The 3,585-nt window shown below is 66.1% G+C and carries 6 protein-coding genes; all 6 read left to right on the top strand.

The genetic code is table 11. The features are described 5' to 3' along the window. Positions 1 to 578: M15 family metallopeptidase (locus A3ES_RS0145220; protein ID WP_026163809.1), on the top strand; the 578-nt coding region annotated here is incomplete at its 5' end. Between the two features lie 11 nt (positions 579 to 589). Further along, positions 590 to 880, top strand: coding sequence for a hypothetical protein (locus tag A3ES_RS0145215; protein WP_020393434.1), 291 nt, complete (start codon positions 590 to 592; stop codon positions 878 to 880). 177 nt (positions 881 to 1,057) lie between these two features. Next, positions 1,058 to 2,338, top strand: coding sequence for a hypothetical protein (locus A3ES_RS52100; RefSeq protein WP_020393433.1), 1,281 nt, complete (start codon positions 1,058 to 1,060; stop codon positions 2,336 to 2,338). Positions 2,339 to 2,724: 386 nt separating this feature from the next. Further along, entirely contained in the window at positions 2,725 to 3,063 is a 339-nt protein-coding gene (locus A3ES_RS0145205) for a plasmid mobilization protein (protein ID WP_020393432.1), read from the top strand. Between the two features lie 111 nt (positions 3,064 to 3,174). Beyond that, entirely contained in the window at positions 3,175 to 3,300 is a 126-nt protein-coding gene (locus A3ES_RS56900) for a hypothetical protein (protein ID WP_272944673.1), read from the top strand. Continuing rightward, positions 3,297 to 3,585, top strand: a 289-nt coding sequence (locus A3ES_RS0145195) for a helix-turn-helix domain-containing protein (RefSeq protein ID WP_020393430.1), incomplete at its 3' end; no start/stop codon positions are given. The genes A3ES_RS56900 and A3ES_RS0145195, both read left to right, overlap by 4 nt.

The raw sequence follows: 3,585 nt of genomic DNA, 5'->3' as shown, positions 1-3,585 counted from the left end.
CGCTGTCCAATCACGCCAGCGGCACCGCGGCTGACTACAACGCGACCAAGCACCCGAACGGCGCGCACGGGACGTGGTCGGCCTCCGAGAAGGCCGCTGTCCATGGCCACCTGAAGGACTACGTCGACTCGGTCACCGACCGGAACGTCATCCGCTGGGGCGAGGACTACACCAAGACCGTCGACGGGATGCACTTCGAGATCGTCGGGTCGCCCGCCGCTGTCGCTCGCGTCGCGGCCAAGCTCAAGGCCGGCGACACCAAGGTCCTCGGCGCGATCGTGGACATGTCGCACATCCAGTACGCCGCGAAGGGTGAGTTCTTCCGCTCCGGCCAGGTCACCGCGCTCGCGACCGCGCGCCTCTTCGTTCGCTGGTGCAACCGTCTCGGCGTTGCCAGCGACCGCGACATGCGCGTCTGGGAGACGTTCATCCGCCAGGACGACTGGTCCTCGGCTGGCGCGCAGTTCACCGGGATCGTCCGCAAGCTCCAGCGCCGGTTCGGGCTGGTAGTGGACGGCGTCTTCGGCCCCAAGACCGCCGCCGTGATGGCTCACGACGGCTACCGCATCGTCCCCTGAGGAGAACTCCAATGAAGTGGATTACCTGGCTGCTGCACTCCGACTCGCCTAAGGCGAAGTCGATCCGGACGTGGGTCCAGGGACTCGCGTTCGACGTCGCTGCCGCGGTTAGTGCTGCCGTCATCGCAGCTGTCCAGACAGGCAGCCTCGACGTGACCTCCAAGGCCGGCCTCATCGCCCTGGTCGTGCTCGTCGGCAAGACCGCAGTCATGGCCGCGGCCGCGTGGTTTATGGCCCGGTACCGCCTGAACGGCAAGCACTACAGCGACCGCTGGGACCGACCGTCAACGGCTTCCAGCTGACGATGCCTGAGGCAACGAGGCCCGCTCCCTGTCCGGGGTGTGGGCCTCGTGGCATTGTTGCCAACATGCATGCATACAAGCTTGCGGGCTAGCCCACATGCATTAGACTGAGGCCCTAACACTTTGCGGTTGGGGGTGACGGTCCCCACCGCTGAGTCAACCTCAGGAGGAACCCCTGTGACGCAGTACGAATTCAAGACCAGGAAGCCCACCGGCAAGCCCGGCTGGCCGTTCATCCTGCTCGCCGGCGCAGAGAAGTCCGGCAAGAGCTGGGCCTGGGCCGAGTTCTCCGCGAGCAACCTGGTCGGACGCACCTACGTCGTACCGATCGGCGAGGTGACGGTCGACGAGTACGGCGCGATCCCCGGCGCCGACTTCGACATCGTCGAGCACGACGGCTCGTACAACAGCATCATCAACGGCGTGTGGGCGGCCTCGCGGCAGGACCGGGTCGACGGCAAACCGAACTGCATCGTCGTCGACTCCGGTACGCAGGTCTGGGACCTGCTCGGCACTGAGCAGCAGTCGGTGTCGATCCGCCGGGAGAAGGAGAAGGCGAAGAGGTTCGGGAACCGCGCCCGGCCGTCGAAGCCCTCCGAGGAGGGTGGCCCGGTGATCACAATGGACCAGTGGAACGTCGCGAAATCGCGCTGGTACAAGCTGGTCGACCTGCTCCGGAAGCACGACGGGCCGGTGATCATCACGACCCGGCTCGAAGAGGTCACGGTCCTGGACAAGAACGGCAAGCCGACCACGGACAAGACGATGAAGGTCCGGGCCGAGAAGAACCTCCCGTTCGACGCGACCTGCATCGTCGAGATGCCCCGCCGCCGGGAGGCCTACCTGACCGGTGTCGTTTCGACGCGGCTGCAACTGGAGCCGGGCGACGCGCTCAAGCTCGACAACTTCAAGATTGAGAACCTGCTGGTGATGCTCGGCCTGGACGGCGAGGTGGGTGAGCGGGACTACACGCCGCTGTCCGTCGACGCGTATGTCGAGGAGGAGGTTGCCAGCTGGGCCGGTCCGCAAGACGCTCGGCAGGCCTCCCAGCGCCCCGCGGACCGCCCGCATGGCTCCACTGCCCCGGCCGGCGGGGAGCGTGTCTCGCGGCCAGCGGCGGCGAACGGGCCGGATCCGCAGGTCGTTCACGACTTCATCGGGGAGATGGAGCAGATCCCGCCGGGCGACGTGCTCGGCTGGCGCAAGGCGTACGCCCGGGCGCAACAGCTCGGCATCATGGCGGTCCCGATCCCCTCGGGGGTCGACGGCGAGCGGATCCAGCTCGGGACGTACCTGATGCGGGCGGGGACGCACGCTGCCACGCTGGCGCCGGCTTCGCAGCCCGGACCCGCCGACGATGAGGAAATTGCAGGAAGTGGCATTTCCGGTAACGGCACGCCCGGCGAGGTCGGTGTTATCCCTGCGGGGACAGGGGTTACGGTGGCCTCGGGGCGGTGACGATTCGGGGGAATCTCAAGATGAAACCGATTACATTTTCGCCCCTGGCTACTGGGGAGTCACTAGCGGCCATTAGGCACACAGAGTAACGTTCGCGCCAGCTGTACAACTTGTTGAACGTTCGACGTATCAACCTTTGATCGAGGCCTGTTGGTCTGCTCCCGGACCGACCAAACCGGGAGCAGACCAACAGGTGACACAACGAAGCGGGAGGCCCTGCCGGCGACCAAACCGGCGGACCTCCCGAAGCGAAGAAAGACCTAGCCCCCACCACCACAGTGCGGAACTCGGAGTACCTCGCAATGAACAATGTAACGCCACTGGCTAGCCCAACGACACCGGACAGCTCCCACAAAGTGGTTCAGTTCGGCCGTACTCGTGTTGCCATGAGCAGCCAGACGAGTAACGACAGTGCCTCCCGGAGGTCACGCCGGCGCGCTCCGCGCCCGTACGACCAGGCCGCCCAGCTGACCGCGCGCATGTCGCCGGAGGATCGGGACTTCATCAAGGAGAAGGCACAGGCACGCGGCCTCTCCCTCGCCGCGTACCTCCTGGTCCGCGCGGAGGAGGACCAGATCGAGGATCGGAGTGTCAGCGCATTTGGCCAGTCGCCTAGCGCTACGGTCGGCGAAGACAACTCCACAGGAACAGCAGAAGGGCCCCGCCGGTTCGGCGAGGCCCCTCACGCTAAGGCCGACCTAGCAGCAGCAACTGCTGTCGGCTGACCCGCTCCCACCTTCGACGCAGAAGCGAGTACCTCGATGCTAGGGCACACCCCTATCCAAAACCAGCCGCGCCACCCCGAACGTCCGACCTACGGCCAGCAGGCTGTCCACTTGGCTTTGCTCGACCTCTCCGACGTCGAGCCGGATCCTGTCGGCGCGATCGCCCAGCGAGTTCGCATGCCCCGGACGCAGGTACGCCGGGCTATCAGCGACCTCCGGATGGGCGGTGCCGCGTGACCATCTTCCGCGCACCCCGCCCTAAGAACGGCTGGACAGAGCTCGACAACCGGCTGCTCCGGAACAAGGAGCTGTCGTTCAAGGCCCGAGGGATTCTGAGCTACATCCTCAGCCACACCGAGAACTGGGCGACCGACGCTGCGTCGATCGCCAAGGCCTCCGAGAAGGACGGCCGCGACTCGGTCCAGTCGGGCCTCAAGGAGCTCGAGCTGAAGTGGTACCTCCACCGCCGGAAGTGGCAGAACCCTGCCAACGGCCAGTGGCGTACCGACAGCTACGTGTTCG

It is taken from the genome of Kribbella catacumbae DSM 19601 (assembly GCF_000372465.1).
Classification (GTDB): Bacteria; Actinomycetota; Actinomycetes; order Propionibacteriales; family Kribbellaceae; genus Kribbella; species Kribbella catacumbae.
This window is presented reverse-complemented; position numbering and strand designations above follow the sequence as displayed.